Genomic DNA, 18,050 nt, shown 5'->3' on the forward strand with positions numbered 1-18,050 from the left:
AAAACCTACAGATAACATGAATGTTAATGCGACGTCTTTGCGAAGATATACCCTCTTTTTGCGCTTTCGAAATTTAAAAAGGCCATCCATTGCCAAAGCACTATTTTTGACGGGAATTCTGTGCGCTTTTCAACACGTTGAGGCACAGAGTACCAGGCAGCTGCAAAAAGCGTGGGGCCTTGCAGATCAACAAGCTCAACTACTTTATAAAGAATTGCAGCTCTTGAAAAAAAGGGATTCATCCTTGGTTTCGCCACGTACGCTTTCCACAGATAACGAACTGGTTGCTGTGAAAAGGGGGGACTGGACCAGTGGTTTTTTTCCTGGCGTCCTATGGTTTCTCTACGAAAAGTCGGGAAAACAACAATGGAAGGATCTCGCTTCAGAAGCAACAAGGTCGATCGAAGCGGAGCAATTTAATGGTAAGACCCATGATATGGGCTTTAAGATCTACTGTAGTGTTGGAAATGGTTATCGCTTAACCGCAAATCCACAGTACCGGGAGGTGCTTATACAGGCAGCCAAAACGCTGGCAACCCGCTTCAATCCAACAGTCGGCTGTATACGTTCGTGGGACCACAATAGCCACCGCTGGGACTTTCCGGTTATCATTGATAACATGCTCAATCTAGAATTGCTGTTTGAAGCAACCAAACTCACTGGAGACTCTACTTATTATCAGATTGCGGTGAGCCACGCCAACACAACGCTAAAAAATCATTTTAGACCGGATTACAGTACCTATCATGTGATAGACTACAACCCGAAAACAGGAGCAGTGCAGCATAAAAACACCCATCAGGGCTTAAGTGATGAATCGACCTGGTCGCGGGGTGAGGCCTGGGCACTGTATGGCTATACGATGTGTTACAGAGAAACCGGCGATCCGAAATATCTGCAGCAAGCCGAAAAAGTTGCACATTGGCTGTTTGCACATCGCAATATGCCGAAAGACTTGATCCCTTATTGGGATTTCGATGCACCTCATATACCAAATGAACCACGGGATGTGTCGGCAGCGACAGTCATTGCATCGGGGCTGTTGGAATTAAGCACGTATAGCAACCAAGGGAAAGATTATCGTGCAAAAGCACAGACCATATTGGCTAACCTGATAGACCATTACATGTCGCCACCAAATAAAAATCGCGGTTTTATATTATTACACAGTACGGGATCGAAACCTTCCAATACCGAAGTGGATAAACCTTTGAGTTATGCCGATTATTATTTCTTGGAAGCACTGCATCGACAAGAAGAGCTGCAGTCCGGAAAAGTGCAATCGGATCTGGTCCGGAAAAATCCAGCGGGACAATTGATCTATTTTCCGGATGCACAAGGAAACGTCATCCCCGACTTTAGTCGGGTGGGCTATCATCAAGGTGATCAAAAGCTGCCCAATGTTCCTGTCGTGGTTACGGTAAAACCCAGCGTAAATGGCGATGATCAGCAAATTATACAGCAGGCTATCGATGCCGTAGCAGCAAAACCACCTGATAAAAACGGTTATAGAGGTGCTGTTTTGTTAAAAAAAGGCCTGTACACTATACCTGGGAGTTTGGAAATTCATGCCAGCGGTGTCGTGTTGAGAGGTGAGGGGGATGCTGAAGGACAAACCCTGCTTAAAGCAGCAGGCCAGCACCAACGGAGCTTATTGAAAGTTTCCGGTACGGGTAATTATACAGTGGACCAGGCTAGACAACAGTTTGTTAAGCCTGGTTATGGACCTGTAGGGGCTAACTATGTTCTGGTCGATCATACGAACGAATGGAGAGTGGGCGAGCAGGTCCTGCTCTCGTATGAAATGAACGATGCCTGGATTGAAGCGCTTCACATGGACCAGATTGAAAAAAGAGAAGGGACGAAACAGTGGACAGCGCGGGAATACAAGCTAAATTTTGAACGTACGATTTTAGCCATTCGAGGTGACTCTGTATTTTTTGATAATCCTCTGGTGATGGCGATAGATCCGAGGTACGGAAAAGTGGCCGTCATTCCCTACACCTTCGACGGGCGTATAAGTGAAGTTGGGATCGAAAATATACGGTTCGAGTCTGATTTTGTAAGTGATACGGACGAAAATCACGGCTGGATTGCAATTGATATGGATAAAATAACGAATGGTTGGGTGCGCAATATCACCGCGCGTTATTTTGGCTATGCGGCGGTGAGTCTTGGTGCTTTTGCCAAACAGATTACAGTAATGAAGTCGCGGTGTCTGGATGGAAAATCTCAAATTACAGGCGGGCGGAGGTATTCGTTCAATAATGACGGTCAGCTTAATTTATTTAAAGAACTTTATACGACGGAAGGTCGTCATGATTACGTAACGGGGGCCAGGACCCTCGGTCCGAACGTTTTTAGCCTTTCTAGCGCGGAACGAACACATGCGGATATTGGTCCACATCATCGATGGGCTGTTGGAACCTTATACGATCAAATCGTAACCGATGGTGAAATTAATGTGCAGGATCGGGGTAACTGGGGGAGTGGACACGGTTGGGCTGGGGTGACACAAGTCTTATGGAATTGTACGGTCAAAAGTGCTGCAGTACAACAGCCCTGGGCTTCTGGGCAAAATTTTGCCATAGGCGTAAAGGGAGAAAAAGTAGCTGGAAGATTGAAAAATAGAAACGCTGGTTATTGGGAAAATCAAAACCGGATAATTTCGATCGGCTCGCTTTATGAGCAACAATTAAAAGATCGATTAAAGTGATTCTTGTTCGTGTTTATTCAATGGAATGATTATTTTTATCATCCATTTCAATTATATACCTTATGATGCCACTACGTGTTTTTGTGCGCTGTTTTTGCTGTGCCTTAGCGTTAATTTCTGTTTTGCATGCGCAGGAAAAAAACTATCGTTTTTTACACTTGGATGTCAATGAAGGTTTGTCTCAGGGCAGCGTTTTCGCTATTGCTCAAGATTATTTGGGTTTTATGTGGATCGGTACCCGTGATGGCTTAAATAAGTACGACGCCAGAAAGTTTACGATTTACCGCAGCAATCCGCAAGATAGCCTTTCCTTAGAGCACAACTTTATTCAAGCGATTACGGAAGATAACAAAAGGCGGCTTTGGATAGGGACAATGACAGGACTGAATTTATACAATCGTGCGTCAGACAATTTCATCCGTATACCCTTACCTACCGTGGAGAGTAGCAGTGGAAAAATGGATGTCAACGTTCATCAGATTTTTCAGGATTCCAACGGCAAGATTTGGATTGCGACAAATATAGGCTTGTATAAGATTAAAGAGGGCCGGCATCTCGAAGCGGAATTGGTCTTCAATGAGATTACCGTTGAAAGAAGCCAGGGAAAAGAATACTATCGTAATTTTCGAACCGTGTATGAGGATCGCAGAAAGCGATTGTGGTTTTGTACTGATGATGCCATTGTACTCATGCAGGCCGCATCGAAAGATGGAAATAGCTTAAAGGTTCTACGAACTTACTTCAAAGAGAAATCAGTAGATAATAAAGTTAATCAACGGTTTCAGGCCGTATTGGAGGTTAGTCCAGGTATATTCTGGGTAGGCACGAAATATAATGGGATTCGGATTATCAATGAGCATACAGGCGAAATATCCTCGTTAACTGAAGCGGGCAATCATACAGGTTTGGCCAGTCAAGATGTACGGTCCTTAAAAAAAACAGTTGATGGAAAGATTTGGATCGGAACATTCAATGGCCTATATGTTTATCAAAATGGAAAACTGCTTTTTATTCAGGCAGACGATGGAAATCCCAATAGCTTAAGCAATAATTCCATTCGTCCTATATTTCAAGATAAGAGGGGATCTATTTGGATCGGAACCTATTTTGGAGGGGTCAATATCTATGACAAGGATATTCCCAATTTTCAGAATTTTACCCATCAAGCTAAACGCAATAGCTTAAGTTACAATGTGGTGAGCGCTTTTGTTGAAAATGGAATGGGAGAACTTGTAATTGGAACTGAGGGTGGAGGATTGAATTATTTTAATCGGCGTACGAATTCGTTTTTTAGTGAACGTCACGATAAAAATAACCTGAATGGCCTAAGTCATAACAATGTGAAGTCCATCTGTCTAGATAAGGGAGGGAACTTATGGGTAGGTACCTATGACGGTGGATTGAATTTAAGACGAAAGGGGCAACAAGGCTATGAACATTTTCGTTTCGATCCCAATGTAAGTAATGGCCTGGCAAACAATAATGTCTATGCAATCTTAGAGGATCGCAATGGCGATATTTGGATTGGCACGTTCGGTGGCGGACTACAGGTGCTTCGTAAAAACCAGAAAGTGGGATCTTTCCAGACATTTGATGTTGCAGGAAAGCAATTGAGCTCCAATATGGTGCGTGCTTTGCTAGAGGATTCAAAAGGTAATCTATGGATCGGTACTTCCAATGGGTTAAATCTAAAACTAGCCGGTACCGATAAATTTGTTTCCTTTCTAAATGACAAGAAAGATTCTCTTTCAATTAGCGGAAATGATATTGTGAGTATCCATGAAGATCGAAAAGGACAGATTTGGATCGGTACCTATATGGGCGGGCTCAATCGCTATCTTCCGGAGAAGAAAGCATTCAAAAGGTTCAATGAACGAAATGGATTGCCGATCAACAATGTTTTTGCGATGCTGAGCGATCTGAAAAACAAATTGTGGTTGAGTACAAATACAGGGATTTCTTGTTTCGACCCCCTATCGGGTCATGTACGCACCTATACGAAGACCGATGGTCTTCCTGGCAACGAATATATTCAAAATGCAGCAGCAATGTTGCGGGACGGAAAACTTGCCTTTGGAAGTTTCTCCGGCTTCACCCTATTTAATCCGGATAGTTTAAGTGTCAATAATTATATTCCCCCCATTCAGTTTACAGAGCTGAAATTATTCAATAAAACAGTTCTCCCAGGTATTGATGCTGTTATTCCCAAAGATATATCCATGATGGATGAATTGATACTTGATCACAATCAAAATGTTTTTAGTCTCGAATTCAGTGTGTTGAATTATGTCCATCCGGAGAAAAATCAATACGCGTATTATCTGAAAGGTTTTGATCAAGACTGGAATTATGTGAGCAATCCCGTGGCTACGTATACCAATTTAGACCCTGGTACCTACGAGCTTTGGGTAAAGGGGGCCAACAACGATGGGGTATGGAACGAAAAGGCAACGGTTTTGAAGATTAAAGTGCTGCCAGCACCCTGGAAGACATGGTGGGCCTATAGCGGCTATTTTCTTCTCTTTGCTGCGGCCGGTTTTTTGGTTATCCGATTTTTCCACGGCCGGAATAAATTGAAACAGGACCTTTTGATTCGGCAAATAGATTCGGAAAAACAGGAGGAGCTCCATGAAGCAAAACTGAATTTCTTTACCAATATCTCCCATGAATTCCGTACGCCATTGTCATTAATTATCGGCCCCTTAAATCAATTAAAAGGCGATCGATCGCTTTCAGCATATGCACAGGAGCACCTTGGTTATGCGACGAGAAATGCCGATCGGTTGATGAATCTGGTTAATCAGCTGCTTGATTTCAGAAAACATGAAGGCGGAAAGATGAAATTGTTTTGCCAAAAGGTTCATCTTGCTACGTATTTGGAAAACATTCGCCAGAATTTTCACTTTATTGCCGAAAAAAATAATATTCAGTTTTTTCTGGATAATAAGGTAAGTCTTAATTACGTTGCAGGTTTCGATCCGGAACAATTTGAAAAAGTCCTTGTCAATTTAATTTATAATGCGTTTAAATTTACGGATAAGGGGGGTAAAATAAAGATACAGGTTGAGCTAGAAGTGGAAGGTGAGTTGGAGAAATTGCTTGTTTCCGTTTGGGATTCCGGGCGTGGAATCCCACCAAAAGATATTCCTTTTGTATTTGAACAATTTTATCAGGCCAATACAAAAGGCTTGTCGGCTACCAACGGTGGAATAGGTTTGGCACTTTGCCGCTCCATTGTCCAGTTGCACGGCGGGAAACTCACTGTTGAAAGCAATATGGCACAGGAAACGACAGACTACAATACGGTATTTCGGATCAGCCTGCCCCAGAGCGCTGTCGTCATCGAAGAGCTACCGGTCTTAACGGATACTCCAGGGATGATATGCGCTGACCCAGCAGATGCCGATATGCCCTATGTGGATATTACAAAAACAGCAATTGAGCGTCCTGCGGCGGAGGAAGATAAACCCATCATACTTGTTGCCGAGGACAATGTGGAGCTACGTTGTTTTCTATGTGAAAATTTACGAAAAAAATATATTGTTTTGGAAGCCAACGATGGTATTGAGGCCTTGGAATTGGTGCAAACAAAACAGCCCGATATTATCATTTCGGATGTAACGATGCCCAACTGTGACGGAATCACACTTTTGCAGCAGATTAAAAATGATAGCAGTTCAAATCATATTCCGGTGATTCTTTTGACAGCCCGCACAGCTGATCCTTATATCACAGAGGCATTTGAAATCGGTACAGATGATTACATTACCAAGCCCTTCAGTATGCCGCACCTCATTCAGAAAATTTCTAACATCTTACAGACGCGGAAAAGGTTGGAGGAAAAATTTGTACAGCATTATCTTCTTGGAGCGCAGGGAACAGATCTGCCCGAAAGAACTCGTTTCTTGGATCAGGTATTGAAGATTGTTGAAGAAAATCTGGGCTGCGAAGATTTTGGCGTGCTTGATCTTACAAAAGCCATCGGTGTGAGCCGCTCTGTTTTGTACCGCAAGATTAAGCAGCAAACGGGACTGAATCTGGTTGAATTTATTAATATGGTCCGTCTCAAGAAAGCAGCCTATATTTTGGTGAACGATACAGGTTTGAGTATCAGCGAGGTGGCTTATCAGGTCGGGTTCAATGATCCAAAGTATTTTAGCAAATCATTTAAGAAATTCTATAAGGAGAGTCCACGTACCTATGTTGAAAAATTCGGTGTAAAGGAAAGTAGTAATTTAGAAAAATAAGCAAGGGTTTTCGTGATTTGGTCAGCAGCAGCGAGGACAGCAGACTGAATTTTTTTTCGGTCAAAAAAAAAGGTTTTCAAACGGGGAGAATGAAAACCTTCAATAACCAATTATAAACCTAAATTATGATGCAACAAATATAGTTGTTTTTAATACTATTTTAAAAATAATTCAACTTTTAAGTATAGTTTTGTAGCTGTCCAGCTACAGGTTAATGTTGCCCTGTCGCTGGAAGAACCTGCCCATAGCTTATACGCTTTTGACCAACTTATGAATAACGTATAAAGTAGTCAATCCCAACAGTGCAAATATGCCATAACCTAATCCAATCTGAAACTGCGAAGAAGGGTTTACCAAGCTTACCGTGATGTAACTGAGTGAAGAGGTCAGCAGGTAGGTAATTCCGCCAACCAATCCGCCGGCGATACCTGCCGACAATGGAAACCTCCCTAAACAGTAGCTGAAATAATTGTTAAAAATAAACCCTGCTGTACAATGTACAGCAAATGCGAAAAATGTCAATGTATAGAGATTTGACAGGTAAGGTGAAACCAAGAGCATACCTACAATCAGGCTGATCTGAATGAAGTTGGCGATTCTCAACTTCGGAACCAAGGCTCTTTTAATAAGGGCTTTACCAATAAAACCACCACACATCCAAGCTAAGCCCATAATTAGCGAGGTATAACCGGTTGTGATTGCGCTATAGCCCAGCTGGTGTTCAATAAAAAAGGGACCACTGAGGTTGTAGAACATGACAAGACCGTAGGATATACCGCACATGACTATACCGAAGGTAAAATCATTGCTTTTAAGCATCATTTTAAATTCGCCAATCAGGTAGTTGATATGGAGAGGTTTCTTCTGTTTGATTGTTTCGCCAGAAAAGATCAGTTCAAGGATGAAAAGTACAGCACTGTAAACGGCCAGAACTATAAAGTTAGAACGCCAACCAAATTGTGTCTGAAGGTAGCCGCCAATAAAAGGAGCGACAATCGGACCGATCGACCAGACGATGGTCATAATGCTGAGGTAGTGCTTGCGCTGTTCACCTTCGTAGACATCCACAAAATAGGCTCTTTTTGAGATGACCACAAATGCCGATAAGATGCCCTGTAGGATACGCATCAGGTAAATAACCCAAATATCTTGCGTGCTTGCTGTAATCCAGAAACTGACAATGAAAAGGAAAAGTGATATCAGGTTGATGCGATATCTTCCCCAAGCGTCAACCAATGCTCCTGTAAAGAACTGAGCAACACCATAGCTGATTAGAAAAAGCGAAAGTGTTAGCTGGATTTTGCTTTCATTCAAGCCAAGCTCCTGGGCCATTTGTGGCATCGACGGAAGATAAATATCGGTGGCAAGTCCCGTAATCGGAACAAGTGCAAATGCTAGTATCGTCGGGATAAAAGATTGCTGTGGTTTAGTGTTTTTTTCCATCCTGTAATTTTTTAAATTTCGCGTCTCTATGGACGTTCATGCAGCCAGCCACTTTTTTCTCTTTGACCTGCTAAATATGATGTGGACAAAAGTAGCTCCATTGCCTGTTTCAAAAGATATAGAATTCAAACAAATTATTGTGAAAATCAAACAGGCCTGTTGCGAAAAGCTAAAGGCGGTATGCCCGCATGTTTTTTGAAATAATTACTGAAGTTTGCGGGTTCCTCAAAACCCAGGGCATAAGCGATTTCATTGATATTCCAGCTGCTATGTTGGAGGAGGGCTTTTGCTTCCTGTGTGATGCGTAGCGCGATGAGTTCTTGTGTGGTTTTTCCTGTATTTTGTTTCAAAGCCCTGTTTAGCGAATTGACATGGATGTTGAGCTGCTGTGCATAATCCGTTGCATTTTTAAAACGAAGCAAATTTTCGGTGTCAATCGGAAATTGGCGTTCCAGTAGCTCTAAGAAAAGATGGGAAATGCGCTGATTGGCGTTTTGGTAAGGTGATATTCCCTCATTTGGCGCTAGTTTTAATGTTTCTAAAACGAGTAACTGCAACTGATTCCGGATAATTTCATATTTGAACGAAAAATCAGATAGCAGTTCCACATTGATGCGCTGAAAAATGTGATCGAAAAGATCGACCTGTTCGTCCGTTAAGAAATAGACGGGGCTACCACTCGGATTGAAAAAATGGCTTTCGAGGATGTTGTGGTTGTAATGTTTGTCCTCCTGAATGAATTTTTGCGTAAAAAGACAGAACCATCCTTTTTGATCGGGATTGTCTGTTTCCCAAGAGTAGGGAACAAGCGGACTTGAAAATACAAGCGCTGGACGGTCAATAGGGATCCATTGATCGCCATAATGCAGTTGACCCACGCCGATCATAAGGGATATTTTGAAATAATCTTTTCTATTGTACGGTGATTTTAAGGGGCAATGCTCACGAGAAAATACGTTAAAATGAGAAATTTGTTCTGGCGAGGAGCCTATTGGGTAATTGGATTCTCGAAATACCCGTTGATAGAAATCAATTATATTTTCAGAAGTTGTCATGACGCAAAGTTATAAAAATCAAACCTTTTGTTCTGCGCGAGATTCCTCCCGGTCAGTCATTGATTGGTAAAATATGAACTGGAGCAAAAAGGAAGGTCCCATCACCTCGTTAGCTATGGCTAGCCCGGGTGATGAGACCTTTGAGAGGGAACCGATTATTATAAAAGGAAGCGACTATTGGGATCTAGATTTAAGAAACTCCTTGACAAATTCATCGTCGTTTAAGTCAGGGTAGTCTTTATATACACGATCAATTTCTTCTTGCTGTCCGATGGAAAGATTTTCGTCGGGGTTCAGACACCAGATACCTTTCATCAAACCTTGTCTACGGAGCGCCTCATGTAAGCCTGGTATACAGCCATGGAATGCATTTGCTGGGTCAAAAAATGCGGCATTACTGTCTGTGACAGCAATTGCTTTGCTTAGGAGATGGCTCGCATGGAGGTTATTGGGGTTCTGTTTGTATGATTTTATTTCCCGAAGGAGCTCAACGGCCTTTGCCGTCCAAACGGCCCAATGACCTAGTAAGCCACCTTTAAATTCTATGGAGACGTTTTCTCCAGCTACAGGGAAATTATACACGCTCATCAGATCGTTGACAATATTGTCATCATTGCCCGTGTACATGGCAATTTGATCTCGCCGGCTGGAGTTGGCTATAGCACGCATAACGTCTAATGTCTGGTAGCGGTTGAAGGAGGCGCACTTGATGGCGACGACGTTGTCGATTTCGGCAAACTGCTGCCAAAAGGAATAAGAGAAAATACGGCCACCAACGGCAGGTTGAAGATAGAAACCAAAAACAGGAATAATAGCTGCTATTGCTCTGACTCGATCTAATATTGCATTTTCAGTCCAGCTTTGGAGTCCGCCCATACTCAAAAGTCCGATATCATAACCGTATTGAAGTGCCGTGTTTGCCTCCTGTACCGCTTGTTCTGTGGCGCCGCAGATGCCCGCAATTTTGATAAATGGTCGTTGGAGCTCAGCTTTATCGACTTCTTCGCTAGCCCATCTCAATACGGTTTCAAAAAGATTGATCTCAGGGTCCCGGATTTCAAACTGGGTTGAATGTACAGCGACAGCGATTCCGCCCGCTCCACTGGCTATGTAATACTGGGTCAGGAGTCGTTGATGTGCTTCGTCAATGCTGCGGTCCTCATTGAGGGCGAGGGGGTGCGCCGGAATAACCGTCCCTTCCCAAAGCAACTGTTGTAATTTGTTGTCTAAAGTTTTCATTAGAATTTTCCTTTTCGTTCTTGAAAGTGCGTGTCTTTGTTCCATAGTTCGCCACCTTGGATCAACCATTTGGCTGTAATGTCTATCGCTTCCCGTATGGTTGTCTTCGGGTAGCCAAATAAACGATGGCATTCGGAAGCGTTGTTTAGTAAAGCAGTTCCGGCGGGCTCATTCACAAAGATGGGCCTAGTGTTGAAATGCTCAGCAAAGCGCTCTGCGATCCATCGTGTAGAAAGAATTTCAGGCCCCGTGACATTCAGTATTTTGGCCGGAGACTGACAGTGCAATAATGATCTTAAGGCAATTTCGTTGGCATCTCCCTGCCAGATGACATTGACGTTTTCGGTTGTCAAATCTATTGGGAGCTGCCCTTTGACCGATTTGGCAATTTCTACGAGGACACCGTAGCGAAAATCCACCGCATAATTCAATCGGTAGATCAGGGTAGGTGTACCATTTTTCTTCGAAAAATACTCGAATATGCGCTCTCTACCCAAACAGGATTGCGCGTATTCACCGACAGGCTCGGGCGTTCTTTCCTCGGAAACGCCGCCATTGCTTATCGGCACAAAGGGCAGTACGTTACCCGAAGAAAAAGCAACAATGTTGGAGTCTCGAAAATGAGAAGCTACCATTCCGGGAAGATAGGTGTTCATTGCCCAGGTGAAATCTTCATTTCCTGTGGTGCCGAACTTATGTCCTGCGAGGTAAATGACATTCGGAACCTGCGGAATCTTTTTGAGTTCTTCCTCATTCAGCAGGTCGCAGGCGATGGTCTCTATGCCTAGATCTTCCAGTTCCTGTTGGAGTTCCTTGGTTGAAAAACGCGAAACACCAATGACCTTTTTGTCTATTCCTGCAGCTTGAATAGCCCTCATGGCTAGTTTTGCCATGCTTGGCCCCATTTTTCCGCCAATACCTAGGAAAAGAATATCACCTTGTATCTTTTTTATATCTTCAATTAGATCTAATGATGGTGCAAGTATTTGCTGTTCCAATTCCGCTAAATTGTTATGGTCCATGTCTGAATTATTTGATTAAATTATAGAAATTACTAAAAGCAAGAAAAACGAGTAAGAGAAGTCCGAGGATTCCCCATAACCTTGTTAGTGGGCTGTTTCTGAGCGCACCCATAATTTCTTTGTCGTTTGCGATCAGAAAGAGGATAATGCCAATAAAGGGAACAAGAAAAATGGTGATGCTTTGGGCAAAAACAATAAGCTCCAAGGGGAGATTTCCGAAGATCAGTGCGATGGCAGATCCAAAAATCATGACCAAAGAAATAAAGAGTTTCACTTTGGGGTGATTGAGATTGTTGCCGAAGCCAAAGGTATCGCCCAGTAATGAACCGCCTAATACAGCATTGCCGATCAAGGAAGAAAAGGAGGCGCCGAAAAGACCGATAAAAAAGAGGTGTGAGGCGTAGCTTCCCAAAAGCGGTTCCAATGCACGGCCCATCTCAGCGGCAGAACTCAATTTGATGCCTTGCGGATGAAGGGTATTTGCAGCGCAGACCATCACGGCAGCACTCATGATCCCGAGTATAATGATGCCGATTCTGCTCCCGACTATTTGCCGTTCCGAAGTCTGCTTGTTGGACGACAGTTTTCTTCTTGACTGCACAAGATAACTTTGATAAAACGCACCCACAATCGAAAAGCAAGACGCCGTGAAAGCAATAATTAAACCCATTGATAAAGGCGGGAGGCTTGGAATAAAACCTAAGAAAAATTCCTGTGCAGGCGTCTTTGTCATTATGGCTGTGGATAAAAAAGCAAATAGCATAAGGATAATAAGTGCTAGCATCAGTTTTTCCAGTAGCGCATAGAAAGACTTGAAGAACAACAGTAAAATGCCAATGACATTAAAAACGATGATCCATATTTTGGGGTTTGTCCCCGTTGCTTCCGAAACAGAAATGGAGACCCCTGTGGCATTTCCGGATTGAAAACAGGTTGCGACAAGGAAGATTCCGAGGCCAATGACGATGGCGGTTGTTTTACCAAATTTCTGGCGAATCAAGGTAAGTAAAGATTCGTCTCTCGCAATGCCGATACGTGCCGCCATATTGGTGAAAACCATCATAAAAAAGATCGCGACGACGACAACCCATAATAGGGCGAAGCCATAATCTGCACCCATTTTTGATGTGATGGTCATTTTGCTGGGCCCGAAAACCAGGGCGGCGGTAATGATGCCGGGACCTAAGATGGATAGCCAATTTTTAAACAAAGAGGGTTTTGGCTCGAGGTTGTTTTCCATGAGATTTATCGTAATGAGGTTAAATGCTGTTGGTTGATTTTAGGTGCAGAATTCCCAAAGTGTGTACGGATATAATTGGTAATTTCAATGACCTCTTCATTTTTCAGGAATGAAAAAGATGGCATTGCGCTCTCGTATTTGACCTTGGCTATTGTTTTGTCTTTCAGTCCGTGGAGGATAACCCGCAATAAAGGTGCTGGGTCGCCTTTGACAAGAGATGAATTGGCTAATGGGGGGAAGGTGTTTATAAGTCCCTTTCCATCTGCTTTATGACAAGACGCACAATACGCTTCGTATAAGGCTTGACCACTTTTGGCCGGGGAGCTGACGGCGTTGGCTGCAACGGGCTTAATCATTGGCGCAACGGCCTTATCGGCAATGCGGAGTCGGTAGATCACGTCGTCATCGGGTTTTGGAAATCCCTTTTGTGGATTCCAGTCCCGGTTGCTTGAACAGAAATAAATGTCCCCATTGGGTAAGGTCAATACGGATCTTAGCCGGCCAAGTTGATCTTTGAATAGGATCTTCTCATCGACGATCTGCTGCCCATCGGCAGATAATTTTAGGATACGTAGAGACTGATTTTTTAACGTTGCAAGCAATAAGCTATGTTGCCATTCAGGGATAACGTTGGAACCGTAATAGGCCATACCAGATGGTGCAACGACTGGAGTCCACGATTTAATAGGTTCCTGTCTTGGCGAGCTTTTGGCGATAGCTTTTTCCTTTTCCGTGTCAATCATGCCTTCGATCTGTGGCCAGCCATAATTTTTTAGCGGTTGGATCAGGTTGATTTCATCTTCGATGGCATCGCCATGTTCAGAGGTGTAAATTAAGCCTTTTGCATCATGGGTAAGTCCTTGCATGTTTCGAAATCCCCAGGCATATACATAGCTGTTTTTAATTGGATTGTCTTTTGGAATGCTCCCGTCGAGATTGAGGCGTAAGATTTTACCGTTTAATGAGGTGCTGTCTTGTGCGAAGGTATCACTTGCGGCATCTCCTGTAGCCCAATATACTTTTTTGTCTGTCGAAACAATAACTCGGGAGCCGTTATGTCCCGTATTTCCGGGGATCTGTAAAAGCAATTTTGGGTTTGACAACTTGCCTGCCGTATTATAATCGTAGCGATATAGGTTGGAAAAAATAAGGCTATCTTTTTTGCTGGTGTAAGAAAGGTAAAGATAAGCTTGCTGCTGTTCCGGCTGATAGAGCGCCATTCCCAAGAGTCCCAGGGTGCGCTGATGGTATACGTCGGTCAGGCTGTCCACCAAAGTAACAACTTTTGTTTTTGTATCCAGTCTTCGTATACTTCCTCCGATTTCAGAAAACAGAATGGCGTTATTGACCCGGTCATATTGTAAATCCCAGGGCACATGGAGTTTTGTAGCTTCTTTGGTTAGCGATAGTATGCTGTACTCCAGTTGGATGTTATTTATGGGTTTACGTTCTCTTTCTGTCTCGGAAGAACAGGAAGAAAGCAGCGGGATCAGCGATACAAGCCAAATATAGGTTTGTTTTTTCATATAGGATCTACGGTTATTCCTTTGATTTATGTGGTTAGTCAAATGTAGTTGAATAAAAATAAATATACAAAAAATAAGTTAAATTGTATACAAAAATATTTTATCGGGCTAAGGTAAATACGATTTAGTTTATAATCTGGTGGGCAAAAATGTGGTATTATAGATTTGTCACGAACTTGTTAGCAGGGCTATTTTTGTAAAAAAGTGAAAAAAATATTGAATTGTATACAAAAAATATATATTATTGTATTCACTATGATAAAGTAAAGAAGAGGAATTGCGATCGCATAGGGGTCGAAAATTATTTTTCTTAAAAAATACCAATAAACTAAAGAGCTTATAAATCATTTATTTAACCACTTTAACCTGAGTATTCATGATACTAAAGCAGATTAAAATCCGGGATGTAATAAACAGGAGTTGCCTGTTGGTAGGGCTACCTTTTATTTCGATGGCTGCATTGGCAAATGTACCTTCTTCCCCTAATAATGGAAAGATTCCGATCTCGGATGTTCTAAATCCTTCGCCGGGTTTAGCTAAATTTCAGCAGCAGCTTGTCGGGCAGGTGCTGGACGCTAAAGGGCAGCCACTGTCCGGTGTGGAAGTGCGTAACCTTAAAAATGCTACTGTTACCGTTACGGATCAAGAAGGCCGTTTTAAATTAACGGGTTCGGTTTCAGATCAGATTCAATTTCGGTTAATCGGTTTTAATACAAAAGTGGTGTCGGGGAAAGACGTGCAGGCTTTGGTGCTTGATGCGAGCGAAAATGCGCTGGATGAAGTGGTTGTGGTGGGGTATGGTAAGCAGAAAAAAGGCAACTTGACTGGTGCTGTGGCCAGTGTCAATTTTGACCAATCTACTTCAAGCCGGGGGCTTTCCAATGCCTCGCAGGCCTTACAGGGTGTTATTCCCGGTTTGGCCGTAAGTCAAAACTCAGGGATGGCCGGAAATAATGCAGCGGATCTTTTGATCCGGGGGCTGGGGACGGTCAATAGTGCTGGACCGCTGATCGTGGTCGACGGGATGCCCGATGTCAATATGAACCGTGTGAATGTGAATGATATTGAAAGTGTGACCGTGCTAAAAGATGCTTCTTCCGCTGCTGTATACGGTTCCAGAGCGGCCAACGGGGTTGTATTGATTACGACAAAGTCTGGTAAAAGAAACAGTAGGACGGTTATTTCCTTTAGTGCCAACAAATCGCTGGTGAAACCTACCCGCTCTTTTGATTTTGTTAATAATTATGCAAAAGCAATGACGGCTACGCAAAGGGCCCAGGCTTATAATACCGCTGCATCTGCATTCAATTTTAAAAATGGAACGATCGACGAATGGTTGGCTTTAAGTATGATCGACCCGAGATTGTATCCAAGTACCGATTGGTGGGATGTTATTCTTCGCAATGGTCAAAGTGGGAATTATAATGTTTCCATTAATGGGGGGACTGAAAATAACAATTACTATTTGTCTGTGGGTATGCTGGATGAGAAGGGGATACAGATCAATAATGATTTTAAACGTTATAATGCTGCATTTAACTTCGAAACAAAAGTAACCAATACCATCGGTGCTGGGGTCCGGTTCTCCGGAAATTGGTCCGATTACCGGTATAACTACGAGGATGGTATGACTGCCAACTCAACAAGTGGAATGGATTTGTTTACCTCGCCAGCAGGTATATTGCCTTATGATCCTATGACCGGTTTTTATGGTGGAGCAATGTCTTACAATGAAAGCCCGCAGGCCAATAATATTTATGCGGATTACATGACGCGCAACCAGAACCACATGAATCAAAAGCAGGCTCTGGTGAATGGTTATTTAAACTGGAAGCCGTTCAAAGGGTTTGAGGCTAAAGTGGATTATGCCCTAAATTATGACACGCGTTTTCAATGGAAGGCAGATATGCCGACAAAATTGTATAACATCCGGACAGGATTGTCTATCCGGGATCTTGTGCCAACAAATGATGGGATCTATAATACAGACCGGAACAATTACAAAACACAGCTGAACTTCAAGTTGAGTTATGATCATAAGTTCGGCGCTAATCATGATTTCTCTGCTTTGGCCGTGTATTCCGAAGAATATTGGAACAATCGTGTTTTGGCGGGTAGTCGCTTAGATCGTTTGCATCCTAGTTTACATGAAATCGATGGTGCATCTGAAGATGTACAAAATGTGTCGGGATCATCATCGGCGGAAGGTTTACGTTCTTATATCGGACGATTAAATTATACAGCCTTTGGAAAGTATATGTTTGAAGGGAACTTCCGGGTAGATGGTTCTTCGCGTTTCTTGCCGGGCGATCAATATGGTTTTTTTCCTTCCGCGGCAGTGGGGTGGCGGATCTCAGATGAGGCGTTTATGTCGGCATTTAAGGAGAAGATTAGCCTGAGTTCGGCTAAATTTAGAGCTTCTTATGGTTCATTGGGTAATAATAGTGGTGTAGGCTTGTATGAGCAGAAACAATCTTTGGTGTCCAGTCCCTACTATCTGATTGACAATAGTACAGGAACAGGGTCTGTTGTCAAGGGGTTGATCAATAAAAAACTGATCAACTATGACCTTACCTGGGAAAAGACACGTGTGTTTAATTTGGGCTTGGACCTTGGGTTCTTTAAAAATAAACTGACGGCCGAGTTGGATTACTACGAAAGAAAGACGATCGGTATGAACAGACCTTCGGATGTATCGATGCATCTGACGGGTTTATTTGCTGCTCCGCGACGCAATATCGGCGATATGATGAATAAAGGGCTGGAAGCAAATGTGACCTGGAATGATAGAAAAGGTGATGTGGGTTACATGCTGAACTTTAATGTGGGCTACAACAAGAACAAGCTATTGTCTTGGAATGAGCAGTTGCAAAGAGGTTCGGTATTTATTGATATGCCTTATAATTTTATCTATGCTTTCGAATCGTTGGGCATTGCGCAGTCTTGGCAGGATGTCTATAATGCAGTTCCTCAGGGGGCTTCTCCGGGAGATATTTTGTTGAAAGATGTCAATGGTGACGGCAAATTGGATGCGAATGACCGCGTGGCATATCCCGCTTACCAATTGGGTAGGCCAAAGGTAAATTACGGATTTAGAGGTTCTGTTGACTACAAAGGTTTTGATTTCTCTTTCCTGTTGCAGGCTGCTACCGGACGAAAAGAATTTTGGATGAACAAAGCGAATTCAAATTTTTTAGGGACGGCAAATCAGGCGATTACGGAAGATCAGTGGAATAATATGTGGAGCCTGGACAATCGCGATGCCGATTATCCTAAATTGCTTCCAAGTACATTGGGATCAACGAGTCCAAATGCATACTTGAGTACATTTTGGTTGCAAAACATGTCTTATTTAAGGGTTAAAAATCTGCAGCTTGGCTATACTTTTAAGAAAGAATTACTGATGAAGCTGGGGATCCAGAAGTTACGTGTATTCGGTTCTGTAGATAACTTGGCGGTTTTGACGAGTTTTAAAGGCTTAGATCCGGAGAAAAGTACCTATACCAATGATGCCTATCCGATGACGAAGAGTTTTGTGGTTGGACTGAATGTAGACTTATAA

Annotated in this window: 9 protein-coding genes; 3 read left to right on the top strand and 6 right to left on the bottom strand. The window is 42.9% G+C overall.

Features of this window, described 5'->3' with window-relative positions; translation table 11 throughout:
* The first annotated feature begins 16 nt into the window (after window positions 1-16).
* Together AAH582_RS08850 and AAH582_RS08855 are read left to right on the top strand one after the other, a co-directional pair.
* On the top strand, window positions 17-2,716 hold the full coding sequence (locus tag AAH582_RS08850) for a glycoside hydrolase family 88 protein (RefSeq protein ID WP_343321867.1): 2,700 nt from the start codon (window positions 17-19) through the stop codon (window positions 2,714-2,716).
* Between the two features lie 62 nt (window positions 2,717-2,778).
* Window positions 2,779-6,963, top strand: coding sequence for a hybrid sensor histidine kinase/response regulator transcription factor (locus tag AAH582_RS08855; protein ID WP_343321868.1), 4,185 nt, complete (start codon window positions 2,779-2,781; stop codon window positions 6,961-6,963).
* A gap of 249 nt (window positions 6,964-7,212) precedes the next feature.
* Here AAH582_RS08855 and AAH582_RS08860 read toward each other — a convergent pair whose 3' ends face one another.
* The 6 genes from AAH582_RS08860 to AAH582_RS08885 form a co-directional block, all read right to left on the bottom strand.
* The gene (locus AAH582_RS08860) at window positions 7,213-8,406 is read right to left on the bottom strand and encodes an MFS transporter (protein WP_343321869.1); all 1,194 of its coding nucleotides are present in this window, start codon (window positions 8,404-8,406) and stop codon (window positions 7,213-7,215) included.
* Between the two features lie 146 nt (window positions 8,407-8,552).
* Window positions 8,553-9,461, bottom strand: coding sequence for a helix-turn-helix domain-containing protein (locus tag AAH582_RS08865; protein WP_343321870.1), 909 nt, complete (start codon window positions 9,459-9,461; stop codon window positions 8,553-8,555).
* A 174-nt stretch (window positions 9,462-9,635) separates the two neighbouring features.
* Window positions 9,636-10,700: a dihydrodipicolinate synthase family protein gene (locus AAH582_RS08870; protein ID WP_343321871.1), complete on the bottom strand. Its 1,065-nt coding sequence runs from the start codon at window positions 10,698-10,700 to the stop codon at window positions 9,636-9,638.
* Window positions 10,700-11,722, bottom strand: a complete 1,023-nt coding sequence (locus AAH582_RS08875; RefSeq protein WP_115048011.1) for an NAD-dependent epimerase/dehydratase family protein — start codon at window positions 11,720-11,722, stop codon at window positions 10,700-10,702. Before AAH582_RS08875 ends, AAH582_RS08870 begins: the two co-directional genes overlap by 1 nt.
* Before the next feature lie 7 nt (window positions 11,723-11,729).
* Entirely contained in the window at window positions 11,730-12,962 is a 1,233-nt protein-coding gene (locus AAH582_RS08880) for an Nramp family divalent metal transporter (RefSeq protein WP_343321872.1), read from the bottom strand.
* 5 nt (window positions 12,963-12,967) lie between these two features.
* Window positions 12,968-14,488 carry a PQQ-dependent sugar dehydrogenase gene (locus AAH582_RS08885; RefSeq protein WP_343321873.1) on the bottom strand — a complete coding sequence of 507 codons (1,521 nt, stop codon included), beginning with the start codon at window positions 14,486-14,488 and terminating at the stop codon, window positions 12,968-12,970.
* A gap of 376 nt (window positions 14,489-14,864) precedes the next feature.
* Between AAH582_RS08885 and AAH582_RS08890 the strand changes: the two genes are divergently transcribed.
* Entirely contained in the window at window positions 14,865-18,050 is a 3,186-nt protein-coding gene (locus tag AAH582_RS08890) for a SusC/RagA family TonB-linked outer membrane protein (protein ID WP_343321874.1), read from the top strand.

Source organism: Sphingobacterium multivorum, assembly GCF_039511225.1.
GTDB lineage: Bacteria > Bacteroidota > Bacteroidia > Sphingobacteriales > Sphingobacteriaceae > Sphingobacterium.

Coding starts and splice junctions, on each gene's coding strand:
- AAH582_RS08850 (WP_343321867.1), top strand. CDS start 17: ATGAATGTTAATGCGACGTCTTTGCGAAGATATACCCTCTTTTTGCGC.
- AAH582_RS08855 (WP_343321868.1), top strand. CDS start 2,779: ATGATGCCACTACGTGTTTTTGTGCGCTGTTTTTGCTGTGCCTTAGCG.
- AAH582_RS08860 (WP_343321869.1), bottom strand. CDS start 8,406: ATGGAAAAAAACACTAAACCACAGCAATCTTTTATCCCGACGATACTA.
- AAH582_RS08865 (WP_343321870.1), bottom strand. CDS start 9,461: ATGACAACTTCTGAAAATATAATTGATTTCTATCAACGGGTATTTCGA.
- AAH582_RS08870 (WP_343321871.1), bottom strand. CDS start 10,700: ATGAAAACTTTAGACAACAAATTACAACAGTTGCTTTGGGAAGGGACG.
- AAH582_RS08875 (WP_115048011.1), bottom strand. CDS start 11,722: ATGGACCATAACAATTTAGCGGAATTGGAACAGCAAATACTTGCACCA.
- AAH582_RS08880 (WP_343321872.1), bottom strand. CDS start 12,962: ATGGAAAACAACCTCGAGCCAAAACCCTCTTTGTTTAAAAATTGGCTA.
- AAH582_RS08885 (WP_343321873.1), bottom strand. CDS start 14,488: ATGAAAAAACAAACCTATATTTGGCTTGTATCGCTGATCCCGCTGCTT.
- AAH582_RS08890 (WP_343321874.1), top strand. CDS start 14,865: ATGATACTAAAGCAGATTAAAATCCGGGATGTAATAAACAGGAGTTGC.